Origin of the sequence: Paenibacillus sp. S-12, from assembly GCF_030363895.1 — a bacterium.
GTDB lineage: Bacteria > Bacillota > Bacilli > Paenibacillales > Paenibacillaceae > Paenibacillus_B > Paenibacillus_B alvei.
On sequence record NZ_JASIUF010000002.1, the window covers coordinates 102,650 to 125,790 of the forward strand.

The 23,141-nt window shown below is 42.6% G+C and carries 22 protein-coding genes; 12 read left to right on the forward strand and 10 right to left on the reverse strand.

What is annotated here, in order from left to right; all coding sequences use genetic code 11:
• Nucleotides 1-82: 82 nt before the first annotated feature.
• The 5 genes from NO352_RS00505 to NO352_RS00525 form a co-directional block, all read right to left on the reverse strand.
• On the reverse strand, nt 83-871 hold the full coding sequence (locus tag NO352_RS00505; protein ID WP_005542993.1) for a response regulator transcription factor: 789 nt from the start codon (nt 869-871) through the stop codon (nt 83-85).
• Nucleotides 849-2,564: a sensor histidine kinase gene (locus NO352_RS00510; RefSeq protein ID WP_289354697.1), complete on the reverse strand. Its 1,716-nt coding sequence runs from the start codon at nt 2,562-2,564 to the stop codon at nt 849-851. The genes NO352_RS00505 and NO352_RS00510 overlap by 23 nt, the downstream gene beginning before the upstream one ends.
• A gap of 385 nt (nt 2,565-2,949) precedes the next feature.
• Complete coding sequence (locus NO352_RS00515) at nt 2,950-4,605, reverse strand: ABC transporter permease (protein WP_163976904.1); 1,656 nt, start codon at nt 4,603-4,605, stop codon at nt 2,950-2,952.
• A complete protein-coding gene (locus NO352_RS00520) occupies nt 4,602-5,708 on the reverse strand; it encodes an ABC transporter ATP-binding protein (protein WP_262866355.1) in 1,107 nt (368 codons plus the stop codon). Before NO352_RS00520 ends, NO352_RS00515 begins: the two co-directional genes overlap by 4 nt.
• A 107-nt stretch (nt 5,709-5,815) precedes the next feature.
• On the reverse strand, nt 5,816-6,835 hold the full coding sequence (locus NO352_RS00525; RefSeq protein WP_005542986.1) for an ABC transporter substrate-binding protein: 1,020 nt from the start codon (nt 6,833-6,835) through the stop codon (nt 5,816-5,818).
• 450 nt (nt 6,836-7,285) lie between these two features.
• Here NO352_RS00525 and NO352_RS00530 point away from each other — a divergent pair, with 450 nt between their 5' ends.
• Complete coding sequence (locus tag NO352_RS00530) at nt 7,286-8,224, forward strand: hypothetical protein (protein ID WP_289354698.1); 939 nt, start codon at nt 7,286-7,288, stop codon at nt 8,222-8,224.
• Between the two features lie 18 nt (nt 8,225-8,242).
• On the opposite strand, the gene NO352_RS00535 is transcribed toward NO352_RS00530, so the two are convergent.
• Entirely contained in the window at nt 8,243-9,583 is a 1,341-nt protein-coding gene (locus NO352_RS00535) for a DNA cytosine methyltransferase (protein WP_289354699.1), read from the reverse strand.
• Nucleotides 9,584-10,249: 666 nt separating this feature from the next.
• Between NO352_RS00535 and NO352_RS00540 the strand changes: the two genes are divergently transcribed.
• The 5 genes from NO352_RS00540 to NO352_RS00560 all read left to right on the forward strand — a co-directional run bounded on the left by NO352_RS00540 (nt 10,250) and on the right by NO352_RS00560 (nt 13,593).
• Nucleotides 10,250-10,459 carry a helix-turn-helix domain-containing protein gene (locus tag NO352_RS00540; RefSeq protein ID WP_021261114.1) on the forward strand — a complete coding sequence of 70 codons (210 nt, stop codon included), beginning with the start codon at nt 10,250-10,252 and terminating at the stop codon, nt 10,457-10,459.
• 6 nt (nt 10,460-10,465) lie between these two features.
• Nucleotides 10,466-10,783, forward strand: a complete 318-nt coding sequence (locus NO352_RS00545; protein ID WP_289354700.1) for a hypothetical protein — start codon at nt 10,466-10,468, stop codon at nt 10,781-10,783.
• A 34-nt stretch (nt 10,784-10,817) separates the two neighbouring features.
• Nucleotides 10,818-11,072 carry a CPBP family glutamic-type intramembrane protease gene (locus NO352_RS00550; protein ID WP_289354701.1) on the forward strand — a complete coding sequence of 85 codons (255 nt, stop codon included), beginning with the start codon at nt 10,818-10,820 and terminating at the stop codon, nt 11,070-11,072.
• A 902-nt stretch (nt 11,073-11,974) separates the two neighbouring features.
• On the forward strand, nt 11,975-13,000 hold the full coding sequence (locus NO352_RS00555) for a hypothetical protein (protein WP_268599355.1): 1,026 nt from the start codon (nt 11,975-11,977) through the stop codon (nt 12,998-13,000).
• A 215-nt stretch (nt 13,001-13,215) separates the two neighbouring features.
• Entirely contained in the window at nt 13,216-13,593 is a 378-nt protein-coding gene (locus tag NO352_RS00560; RefSeq protein ID WP_268599354.1) for a hypothetical protein, read from the forward strand.
• A gap of 208 nt (nt 13,594-13,801) precedes the next feature.
• Here NO352_RS00560 and NO352_RS00565 read toward each other — a convergent pair whose 3' ends face one another.
• The 4 genes from NO352_RS00565 to NO352_RS00580 form a co-directional block, all read right to left on the reverse strand.
• On the reverse strand, nt 13,802-14,074 hold the full coding sequence (locus tag NO352_RS00565; protein ID WP_268620095.1) for a hypothetical protein: 273 nt from the start codon (nt 14,072-14,074) through the stop codon (nt 13,802-13,804).
• A complete protein-coding gene (locus tag NO352_RS00570; RefSeq protein ID WP_289354702.1) occupies nt 13,992-15,347 on the reverse strand; it encodes a helix-turn-helix domain-containing protein in 1,356 nt (451 codons plus the stop codon). The genes NO352_RS00565 and NO352_RS00570 overlap by 83 nt, the downstream gene beginning before the upstream one ends.
• Before the next feature lie 240 nt (nt 15,348-15,587).
• Entirely contained in the window at nt 15,588-16,232 is a 645-nt protein-coding gene (locus NO352_RS00575; RefSeq protein WP_289354703.1) for a GNAT family N-acetyltransferase, read from the reverse strand.
• The gene (locus NO352_RS00580; protein WP_289354704.1) at nt 16,229-16,798 is read right to left on the reverse strand and encodes a hypothetical protein; all 570 of its coding nucleotides are present in this window, start codon (nt 16,796-16,798) and stop codon (nt 16,229-16,231) included. Before NO352_RS00580 ends, NO352_RS00575 begins: the two co-directional genes overlap by 4 nt.
• 186 nt (nt 16,799-16,984) lie before the next feature.
• Between NO352_RS00580 and NO352_RS00585 the strand changes: the two genes are divergently transcribed.
• From NO352_RS00585 to bcaP, 6 genes are all read left to right on the forward strand, one after another.
• Nucleotides 16,985-17,587, forward strand: a complete 603-nt coding sequence (locus NO352_RS00585; RefSeq protein ID WP_289354705.1) for a TetR/AcrR family transcriptional regulator — start codon at nt 16,985-16,987, stop codon at nt 17,585-17,587.
• 75 nt (nt 17,588-17,662) lie between these two features.
• Nucleotides 17,663-18,628, forward strand: a complete 966-nt coding sequence (locus NO352_RS00590) for an AraC family transcriptional regulator (protein ID WP_289354706.1) — start codon at nt 17,663-17,665, stop codon at nt 18,626-18,628.
• Nucleotides 18,625-19,506 carry a phosphotransferase family protein gene (locus NO352_RS00595; protein WP_289354707.1) on the forward strand — a complete coding sequence of 294 codons (882 nt, stop codon included), beginning with the start codon at nt 18,625-18,627 and terminating at the stop codon, nt 19,504-19,506. Before NO352_RS00590 ends, NO352_RS00595 begins: the two co-directional genes overlap by 4 nt.
• Before the next feature lie 94 nt (nt 19,507-19,600).
• Nucleotides 19,601-20,197, forward strand: a complete 597-nt coding sequence (locus tag NO352_RS00600; protein WP_289354774.1) for a GNAT family N-acetyltransferase — start codon at nt 19,601-19,603, stop codon at nt 20,195-20,197.
• Between the two features lie 119 nt (nt 20,198-20,316).
• The gene (locus NO352_RS00605) at nt 20,317-21,171 is read left to right on the forward strand and encodes a hypothetical protein (RefSeq protein WP_171415270.1); all 855 of its coding nucleotides are present in this window, start codon (nt 20,317-20,319) and stop codon (nt 21,169-21,171) included.
• A gap of 569 nt (nt 21,172-21,740) precedes the next feature.
• Entirely contained in the window at nt 21,741-23,126 is a 1,386-nt protein-coding gene (gene bcaP / locus NO352_RS00610; protein ID WP_268620091.1) for a branched-chain amino acid transporter BcaP, read from the forward strand.
• Nucleotides 23,127-23,141: the final 15 nt, after the last annotated feature.

Below are 23,141 nucleotides of genomic sequence, written 5' to 3' on the forward strand. Positions count from 1 at the left end.
AAACACCTCCTTTGCCTATAACGGTTCGTGGAATCCGAGTTGGCTGGAAGAGGTGTTTTTGAACATTTTTGCAACGGTAATGCTAGGCATTCTTGTCCGCGAAATATTCTTGATATTGGCTGGGCGTGACATGGGCGTACTTTTTGAAAATGCTGATGAAGTACTTGTAGTCGCTGAAGCCGATATCGTGAGCAATGTTGTAGACTTTGTTGTCGCCTGATTTCAGCAGGTCGATCGACTTTTGGATGCGATAGCGATTCAGGAACTCGTTGAACGTATAGCTCGTCTCGGCTTTGAATTTTTGGTTCAAGTAATAGGCGCTCAAGTCGAGCTGATCTACGAGATCGTGGATGCTAATTTTCTTTGCGTAATTTTCCTGCACATAGGTGATCATTTGCGATACATACTTCGAAGTTTTCGTTTCTTTCTCCATAAATTTACTGTTCAAAATCTCTTCGGTCTCTTGCGGATGATTCGAAATGACCTCATATTTGCGCTGTAAATCGACATTCTTCTTGGCAGATTCCAGAGCAGCAATCAATTGATCATCCTCCAGCGGCTTCACGAGGAACTCGGTTACACCCAATTGCAGCGCCTGCTTAGCAAGATGGAACTCATTATAGCCGGAAATGATAATGCTGCTGAACGTATGCTGCTGCAGTCCCTCGCGAATCATGGAGATACCGTCCATAATGGGCATATTGATATCCGTAATGACAATATCCGGCTTAAGCTCGCAAATTTTCTCATAGCCGTCCTGTCCGTTCAGCCCTTCTTCCACGACGATGCAATCGTATTGCAGCCAATCAATGCTGAAGCGTATGCCTCTGCGAATCATATCTTCGTCCTCAACCAGCAGAACCTTGAACATCGTTATCACTCCATTCGTAAGGAATTGTTAGTGTCACACAGGTGCCTTTTCCTTGATTACTGTCGATATGGATGCCGGAGTCCTCGCCGTAGAGCAGCACCAAACGGCGATGAACGTTGTACAGCCCGATATGCTGCGTGGTGTTATTTTGGCTTTGCAGGATTTGGTTTACCTTCTGCAGCGTTTCTGCATTCATGCCTTGTCCGTTGTCACATACCTCCAGCATTAACTTCCCGTCAGAAGGGTAGATCCGGATTTCGATGAGTACATTGGATTGATTTAAATAGCCATACTTGATAGCGTTTTCAATTAGCGGCTGCAGCAACAGCTTTGGAACATACACATGATTGGTCTCCTCCACGACGGTAATGCGGTACTCCAGCCGCTCATTGAATCGGATTTGCTGCAGCTTCAAATAATCCCGCACGTAATTCATGTCATCTTTCAGTTGGACGCTCCGATCGTTGCCGATGCTGTAACGCAGCAGTCGCGACAGCAGTATGACGATTTGCTGCGCTTGATTGGCGTCCATCTTAATGGCGTAACGCAGCGTTTCCAATACGTTGAAAATGAAATGCGGATGGAATTGCGATTGCAGCTGCTTGACCTCGATAATGGTGCGGAGCTCGGACAGCTCTTTATTTTTCGCCATCAATTCCTTTAACCGATCCAGCATCGCATTGTATTCAGCGCCGAGAATTTCGAACTCGTCATTCGTCTGAATATCCACATAGCCATTGAAGTTTCCTTCACGCAGTTGGGCTAGGGCCAGAATTAATTTATCAATCGATTCGGAATTGCGGGCAGACATTTTATTCGATAGGAAATGAATGATGGCCCACAGCAGCAGGCTGGCAGCGAGAATAAAGATAGACACCGTATAGTAGGTGTACTGCTCTGACATGTAGGAATTGAGCGTGATTACTTGAATGGGTGTGCCTGGTATGCGCTTGGTATACATGTAGTAGGTGCCGTCGTTCAACTGAACATGTCCTTGCTTATCCAGCTTGGGGCTGAATTTATTCAGTACGCCCTTGGTCACATTGCTGGTGGTGGCAATGATCGAGTTATGTTCGTCCGTGATCATCGCGATTTCATTGTTTTGTTCAAAAATAAGCTTTTGCATGTCGGATTCGTAGAGCTGGTAGACGATATAGCCGATCGTCTGCTTGTCCTTGACGATTGCTTTGCCGAACGTATAGCTTGTGTCGCGATCATGGGAATAGCGGAAGCTGTTCATTTCGGTAAGCATTCCGCCAGATTTGTGCTCGATTCGGTTGATGAGATTGCCGAAGGCAAAGTTGTTATACAGTGCATCCGGCGAATCGGAGCTGGCTCGGAAGATGCCGTCCTTATCGACGATATGGAAGATGCTCTTCACCTTTTGCCGATTGTTGAAATCATAAAATTCGGAGTACACTTTATCGCTGCCTAAGCGTGTAGTCACATAATTCAATACGGCAGGTGAGACAGCCATGCGATTGATTTCGTCGTGGTACTGTTGAAAAACCTCCATCATAGACTTGCTGATAGACTCGGCAGCCTCCGTCGTTTTTTGAGTTAAATTCATCCTTCCATTAATGATCGTAAAGATGAAAAACAGCACGATCATAATCGAAAACGGAATCACTGCATACAGCCGAAATAAGTGACGGGTTGACTCCTTGAAATTGCGAATCTTTTTCTGTTCCATGTCTCCCTCCACCAATGATAGGCCTTTCATTCCTTATTATACTGGTCGGAACCCAAGAGCAGATCATCCAAATAAAACCAAGTCGGCCCTCTGCGAGGTACCGACTTGGTGTGGATGATGAACTCAAATATGTTGTTCAAAAATTTCGGTTTTCAGCACCGAGAAGGTTGCGGGAACTCGAAGCTTATACTTTCGTAGCGAATTTTGCGTCGCAAAACTTGTAAGGAGCAGCGGAATGTAGATGAGGCTGCATGAGCAGCTACAATGTTTCCGCAGGAATCATGCTTCGAAAGCAAACGCTGTTCGAGAGTGAACCCAAGATTCGATGCCGAGTTCCTTCCTGTGTTACTTCGTGATCAAAGACGGACTTTTTGAACTTTCTCTCTTATAGGGAGACTTCTTTTTGTCCAGATAGCTTCAGGAAGACGAGCAGCGAGATGACTGTAATGACCGTCAGAATCGTAGATAGTGCTGCCGCCACGCCATAGTTGCCGCGAATAACCTCGGTATAAATGGCAACCGTAACGGTTTTCGTTTTGCCTGTATACAAGATGATCGAGGTACTTAATTCAGTAATGATTGTAATCCAGCTTAGAATTGCACCGGAGACGACGCCCGCGAGCATCATCGGCAGCGTAATTTTGAAGAATGTCTTCATCTGGGAAGCGCCCAAGCTGATTGCGGCTTCTTCAATACCGCCGTTAATTTGATGCAAAATGGCTGCACTGGAGCGAATCGTATAAGGCAAACGCCGGATGACGAACGAGATAATCATAATGAATGCGGTTCCGCTTAGTGCCAGCGGCTTGTCGTTGAACGTAATCAGCAAAGCGATACCTAAGATGGAGCCTGGAACGATGTATGGGAACATCGTGAAAATATCGAGCGTGTTCGTTAATGCATTCTTTCTGCGAACCGTTACGTAAGCAATCAGAATCGCAAGCAGGATAATAACGACGAGCGACACGATAGCTAGGATGAACGTGTTCGTAATGACACTGCCGATATTGTTGAAGGCATTCTGATAGCTTTGCAGCGAGAAGCCGTCAACGAAGACGCGGCCGTTCGATTTCAGGAATGACGTATAGATAACGTACAATTGCGGCAGCAGCGCGATTAACGTATACAGATAGATGACAGCATGTGCCGCGATATTGCCAATGCCTTTTTTCTGCTTCGCTTCAATTGGGTGCAAAGCACTCATCGTAAAGGACTTGCGATTGGCGATGAACTTTTGCAAAAGGAAGACTGCCGTTGCGAACAATACAACGATTACACTGATTGCGGCAGCAAAGCCGTCGTCGCCGCCGACCTCACTGATGAACTCGGTAAAGATCAGGACAGGAACGGTCTTGAAGCCTTCACCGATCAGCATCGGCGTACCGAAGTCGGCCAGTGCGCGCATGAATACGAGCAGCCCGCCTGCGAGCAATGTAGGTGTGATAAGCGGGAGCAGTACCTTTCGCATCTTGTTGATGCCCTTATAGCCCATGCTCTCTGCCGCTTCCATAAGCGATTGGTCAACATTTTTGAGTGCCCCGGATACGTACATGAAGATGAGAGGCACCATTTGCAGGGTCAAAACAACTAAAATGCCGGTAAATCCATATATGTCAGGCATTTGGAAGCCAAATGTATTGCTGACGAATTTGGTAATGACGCCGTTTCTTCCGAGTAGAAGAATCCAAGAGTAAGCACCGATGAACGGGGCCGACATGGACGAAAGCAGGATCAAAATCCGAATAGTCGAGTTCCCTTTAATTTTCACGGTAGCCATAATATAAGCTAGTGGTGTTGCGATGAGCGCCGCAAGGGCGGTTACGCAGACAGTAACTTTAATACTGTTGAATAGTGCATTGGTGTAATACGGCTTGCTGAAAAACTTTACGAAGTAGGCGAGTGAGAAGTCGCCTGTTGTACCGTTGAAAAAGCTTTTGAACAGCATCGTAAACAAAGGCAATGCCAGAAACAGCATGTAGAAAGCAAATATCAGGAACGAAATGTTAGTCCAGACGTCAAATCGTTTGCGCGTCCCCCTCATAGCTGACCGCCCCTTGTATAGTTCAATTCACCTGCAGCATCGTACACGTTGATTTTGTCCTTTTTCACCTTCAAATGAATGACTTGGCCAGGATCGAGAATCTGTGTTGTCTTTGATTCCTGCGTAATTTCCACGCGCTGACCGGATTCCAAATCGACGAAGTAATGCGTGTTCTGTCCCAAAAAGACACTGTGCACGATGGTCGCCTTCATGCCAGTTTGATCCTCAGTCATGACGAATTCCTCTGGGCGAACCGAGATTTTGACGTTCAGCTCATTTTGCTGTGTTGAAGCTGGAAGCTGAATGTTAGGAAGCTCCTCTGCATAGCCGGAACCGAAATTCACTTTATAGCTGCCGCCTTGACGCGTTAAGCTGCCTTCGATAATGTTCGTGCGTCCGATGAACGTAGCAACGAACACGTTGGCTGGGCGTTGATAGATTTCCTGCGGCGTTCCCAAATGCTGAATGACGCCTGATTTCATAACCGCGATGCGATCGGATACGGCCATGGCCTCTTCCTGATCGTGTGTTACATACACCGTTGTAATGCCGACTTCGCGTTGAATGTCCTTAATCGCGTTCCGCATATCGACGCGCAGCTTCGCATCGAGGTTGGACAGTGGTTCGTCCATGAGCAGAACATCCGGACGGATGACGATTGCCCGGGCAAGTGCGACACGCTGCTGCTGGCCGCCGGACAGGTTCTTCGGCATGCGATCTTTATATTGCTCAATTTGCACGACCTTGAGGATTTCTTCGACTTTGTCGTTGATTTCGGTTTTGGACAGCTTCCGGTTCTCCAGCCCGAACGCGATATTTCCTTTAACAGTAAGGTGAGGGAAGATCGCATAGCTTTGGAACACCATCCCGATGTTTCGCTTGCCTGGTTCAACCTGATTAATAACGCGCTCATTGAAGTTGATTGTTCCGCCTTCAATGCTGTTGAAGCCGGCAATCATGCGCAGAAGTGTCGTTTTGCCGCACCCGGAAGGTCCAAGAAGAGTGAAAAATTCACCTTTCTTGATCTCCAGGGACAACTCTGGAATGACGGTTGTGTCGCCGTATTTTTTGACTAGGTCTTTGATTTTTATTGTCACGCTCATTGTTGTTGTCACCTAACCTTTTTATAGGTAGTCAAAAAGTCCGATTAATCAAAAGTGGTGCTGAAAACCGGACTTTTTGACACGTATATTTTGATTTTGAAAACCGATTATTTGCTTGTGAATACAGAGATGTAGCGCTCTACGATTTCGGATTTATGCGCACTTACATAGTCTGTATCTTCGTCGATCATGTTGATCTTGTCGAGTGGCGTCATGTAATCGCCGAGCTGCGTATCCTTGCGAAGCGGACGGTTCGTCAATTGTGTGCCGAATGCGTCTTGCGCTTCCTTGGACAGGATGAAGTCGATGAATTTCTTCGCATTTTCCATATGTGGTGCGTCTTTAATAATGGCGGATGCCGCATCCAAGAATACTGCGCCTTCCTTCGGATACACGACTTCTACTGGTGCACCGTTTCTCACATACGTGCTAGAAGGATCTTCGTAGGTTAAGCCAACAATATACTCGCCGTCCGCGACACTCTTATGAACTGCACCGGAACCGCTTGCAATTTTGCCGTCGAGGTTCTCAATCAGCTTGCCGACATAATCCCAGCCCTTTTGATTTTCATAGTCGCCGCCCATTGCTTTCAGCATGTTCGTAAGCTGAGCAAAGGCGGAGCTGGAGCTTGCCGGGTCAGCGGATGCGATTTTGCCCTTCAGCTTCGGATTGAGCAAATCTTCATAGCCCTCAATTTTGATATCGCCGATCAAGTTCTTGTTCACGAGCAGCACGCTGCCGTCAGAAACAAACGGAGTTGCAAAGCCTGTCTTATTGCGATGGCCTTCAATCAGGTTCGCATCTTCTGGAGATACGTAAGGCTCATACAGGTCGGCATGCTCGCGGTAGCCCGCCATGGAGCCGCCGAACATAACGTCTGCGTACGGATTTTTCTTTTCAGACTGTAAGCGCTTAACGATTTCGCCTGTGCCAGCCGTTACAAGCTCAACGGTAATGCCTGTTTTCTTTTCGAACATGGGAATGATCGTCTTGATGATTTCTTCGCTGTTCGGACTGTAAATGACCAATTTATTGGATGAACCCGAATCCGATTCGCTACCTCCACAACCGCTAAGCACTCCGACAAACAGCATGCAAGCCGCTAGCATCAAAGAAAGCCTTTTCATTTGTTTATTCCCCCTTAAGCAATGTTCATTGCGTTGTGTCTCCATTGTAGCAAGTATGGTATCGTTTTCAGAATCCCATAATCCGCAAACATCGTCTAAAATTCGCAAGTGAATTTAATTTTGAAATGCCTTTCTAGGGGGAAATAATATATTTAGTTCAGTTCAGTAAGAGAAAACTATCAGGTTAAAAAAATTAAAGAAAACCTTATTGATAATTCCAATAATTGTATTGAATTTGTTTTAATGGTAAATTATAGGGATATTACGATCTTTATCCCAATTCAGTAAAAAAGCATCGGCGAATTTTGTGATTCTTGGTGTATCTGTGAGATTGATTGCTGAATATGAGATGAGAATCATGATAGATTGATGTAATTGATGTATATTATTACTAATAGTGATAAAATCATATTAGTCTTTTCATGATACTTATAACAGCGAGGGGTTACTATGAGCCATAATATTATTGAGGCACTTAGAGAAGCATCTATAAATAACTTATTTGCCACATCCGGATTTTCAGGTTGCTGGAATAAATGGAAGTCTACAATTAATACAATTGCTACGGGTAAAACTCCAACTCAAATCTTAAATTTAGGAGATAACCTATCTGATATTTTTGCAACTACTCGGAAAGAAGGTAGATCGCAAAGTGATGTGTCTGGTGGGGGAGCAAGCTGGGAAGCGCTTGTTTGTTGGTATTTAAATTTATGTCTAATAGGTAGAAGAACTGTTGTCATTAAGCACCATAAGAGCTTAATTCCAGATCCAATTAGTGACGCAATAACTGTGAATTATTCTAATTTTGTATCAAATACTGAATCTGACCTTATAGCTATTACCTTTCCTGAAAAACCAGATTATACTCTAGATAAGAATGAAATAAGTATTTTGGATACAAATGGTGAAATTGTACCTACAGTTATCAGGAATAATAAATATAATCTGAAAAATGTCTTGAATGCCTTATCACACCGAGATTTTTCTGAGATAGAAATACATATTGTTCAATGTAAGACAAATTGGAATGATAACGCCCAAATACCTATGTTGTGGGATATGATATACTCAGCAAATAACTTTAAGACAAATATTACAATTGGGAAAAATGGATACTCCATTCATAATTCATCTCGATTTACATATTCATTTGTCACTGTACCTACTGTTAAAATAACTGGTATAAAGCCAACATCAACTTGTGTGAAGAGAGTCACTCATTTAAGCGGGGGAAATTATTGGGGAAGGAGTACTTCCTCAAACATTGCAAGTTCTGTAAAAGAAATGTTGAATAGAAATTTATCGACGGGACATAGTAGCAATCACCTTACTACTTTAAAAAGTGAACTTGTTAAATTAAATTATGAGTATGCATATTTTCAAATATGAACTAAACGAGGGCAGAATCTAATCTGTCCCTCGTATTGCATTCATTATTTCAGTTGCAATTGCTTTTGAAAGCAATGGTGGAACAGCGTTTCCAACCTGTGTATATTGGGGTGCTTCTAGTTTTCTACGGGAGCCTCCAGTAGTTCTCTTACCCAAAAATACAAAACTATCATCAAAAGATTGAAGTCTAGCTAGTTCACGAACTGAAAATATTCTATCTTCAAAGGGAGAAATATAATCATCAGGGAGTGTAACTACAGTTAAAGAAGGTAAAGCTCTGTTTAATCTAGTTCGTATTGATTTCTTTGTTAAGAGAGCATCTAACATTTCATTAGTAACGTTACCACCCTTAAAAAATTGTATTATCTCCTGTTGATCAATTGATAATTTTGTTTCACACTCTTGCAATAGGCATGGTTTATTGGAAAGATTGATCCCTTCTCTCATAATTCGGTTTCTTAATGAATTACCGTCTTCTCCTTCTTGAAATAGTGAGAAGCGTTCTATGATTATTGGTTGATGATTCGATATATCATTATTATGAAATTGACCGTTACTACTTATTGTTGTTCCCGATACATTTGGAGTTCTCCCTCTGCGTGATTCTAATTGATAATTGGTTAATTCAGAATTAATTGATTTTAGCAAGACGTGATCCCTGATTAAATCTCCTACAGCATCCAGTACAGTGATTTTTTTCTCATTCGAGTGTGTCGGGAATGGATACTGAGGTATATGCTCATTCCGCAAATAAGCTATAAAAATTGCTCTCTTCCTTTTTTGGGGCACCCCATAATCTGATGCATCTAAGACTTTTGGGGGCAGTACATCGTAACCTATTAGTTGAAATTCATTAATTAAAATATCTGGAGCTAGAGAAGCGTCAGGATAAATTTCCCCTGTTACTCCTTTGAAATCATAAAACTTGGTATCATTAAACCCTTCTACATTTTCCATTACTACATATTTAGGTTTGATCTCGTTAATAATTCTTAAATACTCTCTAAATAATAAATTTCGGGGGTCATCAGTCTTTCGTCTTCCAGCTCTACTAAATCCCTGACAGGGAGGTCCACCAAAAATCGCATCAATCCCAGTTGGAATAGGTTTTTCTTTTGTGCTAAAAATCTTTAAATTTTTAATACAATTCCAAATGAAATCGCCATTTAATTGACTAATATCACCACGATGGAAGTAAGTGTTATAATTTTGAATTAACCCCAATTGTTCATGTCTGTTAACGTAAGTTCTTTCCACGTCTTCATTTATATCATTAGAAAAAAGTATTTCAAATCCTGCCTGCAGAATGCCTTCACTCATACCGCCAGCACCACAGAATAAATCTATTGCATAGGGCATTGGTGTACCTCCTTAAGAATCCTTTTCATTTTAACATGAGAAATTATAAAAATCCAGGGTAGATTGTATATGTAAAAAATGAGAAATTACCAAGGGAAATAGTGATCTTTTACATGAAAATATCAAAGTTATTTGGTTGTTTTCTTTGTGTATAACAAATTTAATAATCAAGTAAAACAAATGAAACATCATTCTTCATTTCAATCTTTGTTAGACCTCAGACTTACGCTAATCTTCTTTACAATTTTACATCTATAGGCAGAAAGCTAGTCTTAGTACTAGAAATTACGAATAGTAGGTTGCACAAGACCTAAATAAAAATAAATTTACATTTCATACTATACCTACATTACTTTCATCAGAAAAATACATCGTTAATATTGATTATGTTTTTTTGTTGTGACTTTTCCCTTAATCTATTATGACAGAAAATGAGTCGTAATGCGAATGTATGTTCTTTATTTTGTGGGATTTTATAAAAATGATACTTATATACTACTTGTGGCACAAAAGAATAAAGACTATCCGTTGAATTAAAATACCGAAAAAATTCAGCAAATATGAATGACGATTTTGGAAAATTAAATGATATAGTCTTTTCTAAGTATATTCTCTTGCTTGGTGCAACAGCAATCCGATGAAACTCTGTAAGGATGTGTGTGTATTATGGCTATTGTTTTGAGGCTGGATCGTGTGATGGCAGACCGTAAGATATCTCTGAACGAGCTTGCGGAGAAGGTAGGAATATCAAATGTTAATCTCTCAAATATAAAAACGGGGAAAATAAGTGCGATTCGTTTCTCTACGCTTGATGCGATTTGTAAAGTGCTTGATTGCCAGCCTGGCGACATTTTAGAGTACAAGAGAGAGGAGTAGTAAGAGATGACTGTTCCCGTGTTGATTTCATCACTTATACAAGTAATCCTATTTAGTGTAATTCCTCTGGTATGCTGGTTTCTATTCGCCAGAAAGGAGCAGTCTTTTTTTGAATGGATTGGATGTAAAGTTCCTGTTATCCAGAAAAGCAAACTCTTTTTCACCGTGTTCTTCTCAGCGTTTCTTTTGTTCGTTTCTCTGGGGCATATATTACGTTGTTTTTTACCAATGACGCCGATGTTGCTGCTTCACAAATTTTATGGAGTAGGCGTTTCAGGAATAGCTGCGGCTTTGTTGTATGCTTTCGTAGACCGGTTTATCTGAAGAAATATTATTCAGAGGTTTTATCGGGAAAAGATTGATTTCTGCGTTTGGATTTGCGACAGGGAACACGATTCAAGCGATATTGTTTGGTTGTTTGCACGGAGTTATGTTTTTTTCAAGAACCGGAATTATCAATGTTGTTATCATAACGTTATTTACTGCCTTAATTGGCTGGTTTATGGGGTACATAAACGAGAAATTAGCAGGAGGATCGATTATTCCGAGCTGGATGATGCACGGATTGGCCAATTTGTTCTCGGTGATGGTGATGATGTTCCAATTGTTATAGTAAGATGATATGCCATGTAGCTCTTCCGCTCGATGGATTCTAATCCCTAGATTCTCTTAATATTTTGGACTTTATCCTAATTAAGAAAGCGTCCCTTGAACTCAAGAGTCGCTATCCGTATGTTTTGAACCTATACCTTATCTCTAATCCTCGCGTCACAACCCTTGCGCTCCGTCCCTAGCCGATGTTGCTTACCACCTTGAACCAATGTCCAAAGTTGACCATCCTGACCCGATGTTAGCTAGATTCACCCTCGAAGATGCTCCGGTAGAACCGAACAAGAAAGGAGCCATGGACATCGTGATTTATACTTTTTTCATTTGAATCCACCTCATTTAATAGAATGTGTGTGAAACGACGTTTTGTTCTTCAGAAAGTGAAATTGCCAGTTCCAACGATAATGCATTGCAGTCAAAGCCTAATTCATTTTGGCAAAAGTACAAGAAGCAGTGGTCACCTTCGAGCATAGTCATGAGTTTCTCGATAGATTCTGCTTGCTTCATTTCAATAGATATATATAGGCGATTACATTGAGACAGCCATGCATAATGATCTCCATATGAGGCATATCGCTGTGTCGTTTTAATTGCGCATCAAAGTTTTTCATTCCCTTAAGTGCAAACGATTCATACAACCAGCCTTCTGCCACGAAGTCGTTTTGACCTTCTATAAATGCAACAGTGCGCAATTCCTTGGCATACTGGAGCAGCTTTGCCTAATTTTCTACGTCAATATAGTAATTTATCGAAACTTCAAGGGAGGGACATGAATAATTTATTTTAAATTATAGGTAAAATGGTTCAATTATATAGTAATCAATTCCTAATACAATGAAAATAATGGATAATATATTTTAATATGGTAACATATGTAATGAAATCAACTATAAGGAGGAATGCAAAGTGTTCGCAAAGAGGCTTTTTTTGATTTTTGCATGTACCCTGCTATTACTCTCAACAGCACCAGTTGTCCAAAACGCGAGTGCAGACCCTATCAGTGAGAATAACGTCGAGGAATTGACAGAAAACTATCAAGAGTTGTCAGTTGTAAACTGGGTGAAAAAAGCGTTTCAATATGCATTTAAGGCAGCTCCGTGGGATTGGCTTGTTTTTAACAGGGATCCAATTATTGAAGAACATGAAAGAACAACAACTGTAAGCTCGGGGACAATTAAATTTAATACAGAGGACAGAGGGCCTACATATGTAAGAAAGGATTTGATTTTTGACGAATATGCGGGCCAAGACGCTTGGATATGGGGGTCAAGGGCGCCGTTGTTCACAGGGAAAATCGCTGTTGAGATAATCAATCAAAAAACTAATAAGACAGAGGCAGAGAAAGTACTAGAACCTCTAGCACAGCTCCAATTTGATCCCAATGATATGGGAAGCTGGTATATAAAATGGACTAATACAGAATCTAATTCATGGAATTTGTTCTTCACATATCGTCATAGATATAAGCAGCTTCCTGGGCAAAGCATTGCACCAATTGAATTCGTAAATGTTAATGATAAAAAGTATATAAAACCTTCAAATTCACATAAGCAGGAGTTACATTCATTCAATGTTAAACCTTATTATACATTAGATGAGCTTTTTGATGAATTATGGGATGAGCAACTAGGCGATTTTGTGTATGAATTTAAAAGCTTGGGTGTTGGAGATACGGTTCATTTCAAAGATAGTTTAGTAGCTGCTCATTATAATTCCGAGAAAGATGTAACGAATTTAGAGTTTAAATCATCGAAATTCGAGAATGTTTTTTGGCCGTTTAAAGGTGATTTGACTCAATTATTTAAGCCAGGAGATGTTATTGACTTAAAGTTTACCGTTGAACAAATTGATGGTCAGTTTGAAATTCTAGATTATATTCGAATGGATTACAACAATGAAGTTGCTGATATCAAAGACTTTTTAATTGAATAGCAAGCAATTAAGCCTTCCCCCCTCTTTTAGTATAGAGATAAAAAGTTCTCAAGCTGAACTCTTTATCCGTAAGCTTGAGGGGGTTGCTTGTTTTGAGTTAATTAAGTAAAACTAACAGAAAGATATTGTTTTATGTAACTATTTGTTAAAATCATAAAAGATCCCAAAATTGAGTTATTTAGTGAATTTCGATATTTAATCAAGGAGGGCTATGTATGAAGTCAGTAAAACTTCTCATCATCATGCTTTTATGCACATTACTTATTAGTTGTTCTAAAAAAGATGCTGTGGAAGGAGTAGATTTTACAAAGGTATTTGATGAGGTTATTGGTTATTTATATATAGACGATAGGCTCTACAGTCTTAAAACCAGAGATAATTTCCCGAAAGAGAATTTAGGCGAACAAATCGGTGAGGTTCATGAAATCGTTGAGAAGCCCGTAACTGATGGAGATGTGGTGTATCCAGAGGCCACTCGTACCTATGAAATTCGCAAAGGCGATAAAATATTCAGGGTAAAGGATGGCGATAAATTTCTAGTTGTTATCCAAACGAAGGATGGTTATATATTAGGTGTCATTTTTCCCACTTAAGTTTCTCTCTGTCTGTAATTCAAAGTGGCAGAGGTTATTGGAGCTTCGTTTGATGAAGAGATTATCATAAACGCCGCAGTTCGCGATAACAAGGCCTCAGGCGTTTATTTTCTTTCCTACATTACCTTTGATCACTTAAACGAAAGAGAATAGCGACCCTTGAACTCAAGAGTCGCTTTCCTGTATTGCCTTGAATCTATACACTTTACTATACTTCTACATCGCTGCTTGAGGGGCTCCATCCCGTGCCGATGTTGCTCACTTGCCACCCTGTGCCAATATTGCTCTTCGGTGACCAGCCTGTTCCAATATTGCTCAGCAGATAGCCGGCTTCCGCATCATTGCTTGTTTTGGACCACCCCGTGCCAATGTTGCTGATCTGCCAACCTGAGTCGGCATTATCCGAACTCGTTGCCAAAGACGGAACGGTAGAACCGAACAAGAAAAGAGCCATAGACATCGTGATTAATACTTTTTTCATTTGAATCCACCTCATTTAATAGGATGTTGGTAAATCGATCCCTCTGCTCCATTGATGCGTCCTTCTCATGCTCTTGAAAGGTGAGTACAGCCATCCCGACATACGACATATTTTTGAGTTTAAGGGCTAATTCCAATGTTAAGGCATTGTAGTCAAACCCGAATTCGTGCTGCGATGTTTTGAAATAGTAATGTGCCAGTGCTTGTGAAAGGCGTAATTTGTGCTTCACGTGGAAAGGGTCTTTTCTGGATAATAAATCGTCGACGTGATTGTTGTATTTCTCGAGGAATCGGGCCGCGTCTTGGAACAGGCTGTTACTGACATAGCTTTCTAGTGCAACAGGCAAAACAATCAGAAACTGGTGATCCTTTAAGAGGCTCATGAGCTCTTCAATTGGCTCGGTTTGCTTCATTTCAATGTATATATAACGCTCATTCAGCTTGGAGAGCCACGCGTAATGATCACCATAAACGGCATATTGCTGAGTGACTTGCAGTGCGCCTTCAAAGTTTTTCATTCCCATTAATGCGACAGACTCGTACAACCAGCTCTCGGCAATGTAATCATCTTGTCCTTCCTCAAACGCAATCGCACGCAGTTCCTTGGCATACTGGAGCAGCTTTGCCCAATTTTCCATGACATTGTAGTAAGTAAGAATGCGATAATAGGCATCGAGCCTCAGGGAATCAGGCAGAATAGGCAAGTATTCAATCAGTTGGCATAAGGCTTCGTTGCCTGCTCCGCTCGTATCCAAGTCTCTCAAAATGAGAAATCTTCTGTAGTAGGAGATGGATATTTTCTCACTGCGGCTGTATCCATTGCGGACGATGATGTCGTAGAAAGGGAGTGAGTAGTTGCGTTTGGGTGACTGGAAAATGCGTTCGGCGATTTTGAAGGCGACGTCGATCAGTTTGGAACGATTGGTTTCTTCATAGAGGAGTTGTACCAGTTGTTTGACTAGGTCATACTTTTCAACTTCAATACAATGGAGGATAAAATCGCTTGTCTTATCTGGCCGCAATCGGCCCAGTTCGTTGCAGCATTCCCCTATGAATTCTTCATAGTAGGCATGTGCCGGTAAACCAAATGCTTGATTGATGGCATGGAGTTGAGGCAGCATAAGAGACTGCTTGTTGTTGAAAATATAACTGATGGTTGAACTGTCTATGCCGGATGCCTCTGCTAACTCCTTCTGTTTCCACCCCCTTATGTTCAATTCATCTTGTAACCTGTGGCGGAGTTCCATCGGAGCTACATGAAGATTATTTGTCATGTCGTGTCCTCCTTATATAGTAATTCAGCACAACAATCCGAAATCCTTCCTGAATTGACAGAAAATTTACATTTCTTGTTGTTTTTTAGTATAGGTGAAGATGAGGAAAATGGCGAATTGACATCCGGTTGAATTCGGATACTTTTTTTGTCGAATTTTGAAAAGTGAAATTCATGATCATTTCAATGTAGATTCAAAATGAAAAAGGGCAGAAACGTTCTGCCCTGTACTCTGGATCCTTCATTTATTCAAGTCATGTTTTTGATAAAACATACAATAAACAGGCAAATGATCGGAATGCGTTTCGCTGTTTAACGTAAATCCAAACTTCTGATACAAGCTTACGTTTTCTTTCTTTTCCGTATCGAGCGCGACGCCATGCGAATTCATATCCGTACTTACCGTATTCAACAGGTGATACAGCAGGGCTTTGCCGATTCCCTTGCCTTGCTCTTCCCGTTTGACGCCAATCATGATCAGGTAGTGGTGCGCGCATGGAGGAGCAGCGGATCTGGTGACTCTCATATAGGAATTAAGATGGCGTAACGTGCTGCCGGATAATTGAAATAACAATGGAAATAACCTCAAGATAAGCAGTATCCCCTTCATTTTCTGCAGCATGATTGCATGCGGCTTCTCTACGATGTAAGCCCCCAGAAGGTTTTCGTTTTCGAAATAACCCCACACCTCCTCATGAAGCAGGAAGCTTTTATCGAACAGAAAGGAGACAAAAGCGGTCACGTTACTGCTTGCTTTGCTGTCGACTTTCGAATCGCCGAATAGGTGCAGGAATAAGGGATCGTGGGCGAACGCTCCGGTCATGAGCTTGACGAATATGGCTTTGTCCGACTTTGTTAGCTTGGATACTCGATACGGGGTACTCATGCTTTTTTCCCGTTGCTGTTTAAGGCTGTACCATAATGATCGACGGCAAAGCTAAACAGCACCTTCAACATAAATAATAGGCAAATCGTCAGCATGTAAGGCTGTATGTTCGGAAGCAGGGGGATAGCGCCCAGGCCCAGGGAGAGGAGCAAGCCTGCAATGAATGGCTGCGATGGTTTCCCGATTAGAGCGTTCACGATAAATGCTCCCAGGATGGTATAAGCCCATACCACGATCGAATACCAAATATCTGTATTTAAAAGCAGCACCACAAGTATGATATGGACGTGCATTGCAATGAATACGATGCGGTTCGTTGTTCGTGCGGCATAAAAGTTGCTGGTCGAAGCCGAGAAATTCGCGATGCAGCCGGAGAAGATATCGAAAATCAATAATAACGCTAGGGCACTGCGCCACAACGGCAAATTGTCCGTAAGCTCGGGAAACATCTCATATAATGCAGCGGTCAACAGTCCGCCGAACAGCAGTATGGCAAGAATAAATCCAAGAGGCTGCTTCTCGCCAAAAACATCATGCAGAAATGTAGGAATCCGGATTTGCTTCATGTCAGTACACTCCCATTTTTTATGTTTGTTTGCGGGCGTTGCGTTTCTAAAAAAAAGTTTTGTAGTAGAAGTGAAATTTAACTACAAAATTATTATAACGAAGCAAAATTGGAATATCAATAATTTTATAGTCATTACATTGAATTACTCTAAAATTTGGGCTACACTACATGTGAGGTGGAGAACATGAATGGCTTCGAACGACGGAAACAGAAAAAAATCGAGCAAATTTACAGCATCGCATTTCGATTATTTTCGGAACACGGTTTTCAAAAGGTCAGCGTGAATGAGATCGCGCAGCAGGCGAGAGTGTCCCCTGCAACCATTTATAATTACTTTGGAACAAAAGAACAGCTCTATGTCGATATGCTGATGAATTGGATGGACAAGCAGTTGGAACGGTACGATTGCATTCTCGATTCACCGCTTTCCTTTCCTGAGAAGACCAAAGAAATTATGCTGTTAGAGGCACAAAATCTAAAACTCCTATCAGATGAATTTCTGAATGTTCCATCTTCTGAGTCAACTGGATTGGCGGAAAGGATGGAACGTGATAGCGGGGAGAAGGTCATGCGCTTCTTCATGAAGTTTGTCGCGATGGGGAAGCAGGAGGGATATATTCACCGCGAGCAGACAGAAGAAGTTGCGATACGGTACTTCACGATGTTCAAAAATGAGCTGGGCAGATATTGGCAAGCAGGTGATCAGGAAGGCTTGACTCAGAGTATGGATCAATTCATCGAGCTATTTTTCTACGGCTTAATTGGACAGGCAAAGAAGCAAAAATAGGGAAGCATCTAATTGTAGTAAGTAGAATGTCCTGTAAGTACAAAACTACTTTTTTAGATAAAGGAACCCATTCCCATGCACAATGTCTATCAAACTAGAATCGAGAAAGTCATTTCCTACATCCAAGAAAACAGCCACCAGAAGCTTAGTCTCGATCAGCTTGCTGGGGTTGCGAGCTTTTCCAAATATCATTTTGCGAGAATCTTTGCGGCACATGTCGGCATAACGCCTATGGCATTTGTGAATCGGGAGCGCTTGCAGAAGGCGGCACACTTATTGGCCGAAACGGATCACACGGTACTGGACATATCTAACCTGTGCGGCTTCGAGTCGATATCCACCTTCAATGCTGTCTTCAAAAAGTACTATGGAAGCACGCCGAGCGCGGTTAGGAGCCAACTGCGAAATACGCTTCAGCAACCAATCCGGGAAAATCGCAATTTATCGGCAGAACATAGCAAGAAGCGCGAAGAGTTATCTACCACCTTTGACTACAATAGAAAGCGCAGACATCCATTACTGCGGAAAGCGTGGGATAACATGATTGCGATCAAGGAGCTCCCAGACGTTGAAGTGGCGTATGTACGGCATGTCGGGAGTTATGTGGATACTCGCGGTGCATGGGACAAGCTAGGCAGTTGGGTACAAGAGCAGGGGCTTGTCGCAAGCGAACGGTCGTTCATTGGTGTATCGTTAGACGATGGAAATGAAGTCGAGGAGTGCGCCTGCCATTATGATGCATGCGTGACGCTGCCACTGGGATTCGCCAAGCAGGAACATAAAGACATCTTATATGGAGCCCTGCCTGGAGGCATGTATGCAGTCTATCCGTACTACGATACCGTTGCTAATTTCGTTCTCGCTTACGAAACGATGTTCCGACTCTGGCTGCCAAGCAGCGGTTATGAGGCCGATGACCGGCCTTGTCTCGAATTTTGCTTGAACGATCCTAAGCAGGATGAGGAAGGCAAGTGTAGAGTAGATTTGCATATCCCGATTCGAAAAAGGGAAGAGGCGGCATATGCGGAAGGAGCGGTATGATGGAAAACAAGCTATACGAGCACGATATTGCAGCAATAGCGTGGCAGGACAAGCATGAGCTTCTTGAACGCATTTTGCAACAGGCGGGTACGATTGCGATAACTCCCTTGATGCAAGGCATGGAAGCAGAGGCAGTTAAGGTTGCAACCGATGCAGACCGCTATGTGTTGAAAATATGGAGCAGAGATTCCAAACCGGATATACGATTGCAGTACCAGGTGATAAACATGCTTCATGAACGAGGTATCTCCGTATCGAAGCCGATTGGATGGGGGATCAACGCAAGCGGACACAGTGTGCTCTTGACTACCTTTGACGGCGATCCGTTGCGAGATGGCAACGCTCAGACCATGAGGGAGATTGCGAATTTATTAGACCACATACATCGCATTTCTCTAGAAGAAATAGATATGCATACACGGCTTCCACGATACAATTTTCGCGATTATTTTTTCCCAGGTATGCATGAGTACCCAGATTTGTATCCTCTACTAGAGCAATTGGTAGAGCTGGCCTCGCCTACGCATAAAAGGATCATCCACGGTGATTTCCATCTTGGAAATATCGTAGAGCAGCAGGGTCGATTAACGGTCATTGACTGGACCAATGTGCAGCTAGGGGATCCGAGATATGATTTTGCATGGTCGCTTACGCTGCAGCAATTTTATATTCCAGAGCATTTTGCGGAAGTGTTCCGTGATACTTATGCAGCTATGAATGAAATTCAACAAGAGGAACTTGAGGTATTCCAAGCGCTGGCTTGCCTAAGATGGATGCTTCTATATCGCAATGGGGGCGTTCCAGTGGAGCCAGATACCCTAGAGAGGGTGCAGCGGTTGCTGACAAGCAATCCACATCTGCATGGGGTAACCTTCTAAAAGGCTAAAAGATTGGAATAGGGTGGTCAAAGCAGCGATGTATTACGATCATGCGACTAATGCGCTTAAGCTGAAAATATGGAGCGGTGATACGATGAACCTAGACACAGTGTTTGGGCAATTTCCGATGCTGAAGTCAGATATGCTTATCTTGAAGAAGATTGAAGAGAATCATCTGGATGGGATCTATGAGATTTACAGCAATGATACCGTCTTTGCATATTGCGGCATTATCCCGAAGCATAACAAAGCGACCGTCAAAAGCATGATCGGGCACTTTGAGAGGGACTTCAAGAAGAGGTCGCGCATCAAATGGGGGATTTTCCCCAATGAGGACAGCGAACGATTGGTAGGCATCATGGAAGCGTTCGATTTCAATCAGAAGGTGAATATGGTGACGATCGGGTACTTTTTAGCGGAATCGGAGTGGGGACAAGGCATTGCTGCGGAAGCGACGCGCATCGTTGTGAAATTCTTGCTCGAAGAAGTGGGTGTAAACCGAATTCAAGCCGAGGTCATGCCTGCAAATGAACGTTCGAAGCGGGTGCTGCTTAAAAATGGCTTCATCAAGGAAGGGACGCTGCGGCAAGCATCGCTCTGGTCGGGAAAAGGGATAGTAGATTTAGAGATATACGGTTTGTTAAAAGAAGAGCAAACACCAATAATTTACAATTTTATTGAAAATAAGTAATTTACAAAGTTTTAGGTTTGATCTATGATTTCATTGAAATGGATAAAACTAACACAAGAGAGCTTGATAAACTCCATTTTGTTTTCATGAAAAACATTCATGTAATGGAGGGATTGGGTATGAAAAAGAAAATGTTCACGGTATTTCTCGCGTTTTTGGTGTTCGCCGCTGTTCCGATTACGGCATTCGCATCAGGTGCGATGGTGGAGAGAATTACGAACAGTGCCGGCTATAAAGCCGCACAAACGTGGTTTAAGATGCCAGATTCCATGTATGTTGCACCAGATACCTACCCGTCGGTATTTTGGACATTCGATACGGTCGCACCGAATGGCACTTATTATAACTTGGATTTCGGATTGCAATATGCGAACGGAGGATGGAGATTTCAATACTTCGGGGGAGCTTCCCAAGGCGGCGTAGCACGATCTGGCACAGCCTTCAATACTTGGTCAAGCTCATATGGCTCGAATTCTTGCCCGATCGGCAGTCCTTGCGCTAGCACTACATACGGTCATAGTCCGACTGTGCTAAGCTATCAGCCTGGCCAAACGATCCGCTTGGACGTCAATTTCGTGACACTGTATGGCGCTAATGCAGGAGCGGGCGTGCAGGTTGATATCTATAATGCCTCGAACAGCTTGTTGGCCCAGGCCGTCATCCCGATCGAGCAGGGATTTAAAGACGGAGCCGAAACCAAGGGAGCAAGATTCAATCGGCAATTCAATATGGTAACGACTGCTCATCACCCCGATCAATACAAGAACAATGGCTCGTATGCATATAACGCAAAGTTTTTGGACGCTTCCCTTGTGACGACGTCCGGAAGCTGGGTGAGCATGACCCAATATAATAGTTCCGCGATTGTGAAATTTGAAGGCTTCGACTCCATGAGCACGGATGGGAAAATATTTCATTGGTCAGAGCTTGCGAGTGGCTATGTCCACGATAATATTGGATACAGCTTCAGGTAATGTTCTGTGTACAATTGAATATCGTTACGAAACAAAAGGGTTCGAGTCTCAGCACTCGAACCCTTAAAATATTTGTGGTTACCAGAAACATGCCGTGTGATGTAAGTGGTTTTTCCTCCTGTTCTTCCTTCAAATATTCACCCATTCAGCCTACGACATATTTTGTGGTTGTGAGACATTGTGTAGGGGCTCCACAAAATCCCCGCCCATTCCAAAACATTATATAGGTCTTAAGAACTAAATGAAACTATATCACTATGTAATAGGTATCAAAGGTAATGAATGCATAAAAATTGATAATATTGGATATTGATTAACAAGTTTGTTCTGCTAGGGAATACATGAAGCCTTGGTTTCCTCTCCTGCAGTACAAAATCGCATCGTTGCTTTTCAGGGAAGATCTATTGGTTAAGTTAGCAAAAATTACCTATACCTTGGTGTTCGATAGACGTGTTAAAATCGTTCTTAACCTAAACAAAGATAGCATAGAAATTGGTATGGGATGTAAATGTTATCAATTGCGGGCTGATTGCGTTTGCTTTTGCGTACCAAGCATAGGGGGAATAATATTGAATAAGCTTTTCCGAAAAAAGTCATTGAGCCTCATGCTTGCGCAGAGCGAGAAAAAAGAGTTGGCACGGGCGATGTCTTTGATCGATTTGATTTTTCTTGGCGTAGGCTGCGTGATTGGGACGGGGATTTTCGTCGTTACGGGCGTCGTAGCGGCAGAATCTTCGGGACCGGCGATCATGCTGTCATTTGTTATCGCAGGTATTGCTTGCGCGCTTGCAGCATTTTGCTATGCGGAGTTCTCCTCGGCAGTGCCAGTCTCGGGAAGCGTATATACATTTACGTATGCAACATTGGGAGAATTGCTAGCTTTCCTTATTGGTTGGGATCTCATGCTCGAATATGTAATTGCGGTTTCCGCAGTCGCTACGGGATGGTCTGCATACTTTCAATCTCTGCTTGCGGGCTTTAACCTGCCGATTCCAGACATTATATCCTCTGCTCCGAGTATGGGAAAAGGAGGCCTTATTGATTTGCCGGCGGTTCTCATCATTTTGGCGATCACGGCGCTTGTCAGTAAAGGCGTTAAGGAAAGCATTAAGTTCAACACGGTCATGGTGTTCGTAAAATTAGCTATTATTTTGCTGTTTATCTTTGTCGGGATATGGTATGTAAAGCCTGATAACTGGACGCCGTTCATGCCTTTTGGATTTAGTGGTGTGATGACGGGGGCGGCTACCGTGTTTTTCGCCTATATTGGGTTCGATATCATTGCTACGGCATCGGAAGAAGTGAAAAACCCAAAAAGAGCGTTGCCAATCGGGATCATCGCATCTCTGCTCATTTGTACGATTTTATATATTACGGTATCCGGGGTGTTGACCGGGATGATTCCATTTACCAAGCTTAATGTCGGTGCGCCGGTTGCATTAGCATTGGAATCCGTAGGGCAGAACTCGATAGCGGGGATCATATCAATCGGGGCGGTATTTGGCATTACGACCGTAATCCTTGCCATGATTTATGCACAAGTCCGCTTATCGTACGCCATGAGCCGTGACGGCTTGTTGCCGAAAATGTTCTCGCAAGTGAATGCCAAGACCAAAACGCCAATCGGCAACACATGGTTAACCGGATTTGTTGCCGCAGGCATTGCAGGCTTTATTGATCTAACCACGCTCGCGCATTTAGTGAATATGGGGACATTGGCTGCGTTTACGTTAATCTCCGTCGCGATTATCGTCTTGCGCAAGAAGTTTCCTGAATTACAGGCTTCATTCCGCGTTCCGTTTGTGCCCGTGCTTCCAGTCATTAGTGCGATGCTTTGTCTTTACCTTGCAGTCAGCTTGCCGTACATGACATGGATCTCCTTTGCGATATGGATTGGCTTCGGCACAATCATATACTTTATGTATTCACGCAAACGCAGTAACCTGAATCAATAAAATGTTCTTTTGTAT